A 497-nucleotide genomic window follows, 5' to 3' on the forward strand; every position below is an offset into this window, starting at 1 on the left:
GGTCGCGCACCCGTCATCAGCCGGGGAGGTGATTACCCGGGCGGGGCTGTCCGTCTCGATCTGCGTCCGCGCGCCTCTTGCCGCTGATCCGCTGGCCAGTGAACCGTTGGCCGCTGATCCGCTGGCCGGTGAATTGTTGAGTGCAGAGTCTCCGGGCCAGGCGGTGTGGGTTTCGTGCAGGGTTTCCACGCCGTTGTCCCAGCCGGTGACCCAGCCCTTGCCCGTGCGGGAGCGGCTGGCCCTGGCGGCGTCCGCTGCGGCAATGGCCTGCGTGCGGGTGTGGTCCACCGTCCCGGCGGCCAGGATCTGCAGGTACTCCACGGACCGGGAGAGGTCCTCGACCTGCCCGGCAAAATCAGCGGCCTCGACGTAGTCAGCGGCGGCGAGAATCCTGGGGGCAGCAGCCGCGGCAGCGGCCAGGAGTCCGCTGATCTCGCTCAGGCCAAGCGGCTGATCTGGACTGAACGGGTCGCCACGCTGGGGTGACTTCGCAACAA

At 69.2% G+C, this 497-nt stretch carries 1 pseudogene; it reads right to left on the reverse strand.

The window, feature by feature from the left end:
• Positions 1-497, reverse strand: a pseudogene (locus tag AC5RUQ_RS20930) (HNH endonuclease signature motif containing protein); the annotation flags it as partial.

The organism is Arthrobacter sp. MDT2-3 (assembly GCF_059090465.1).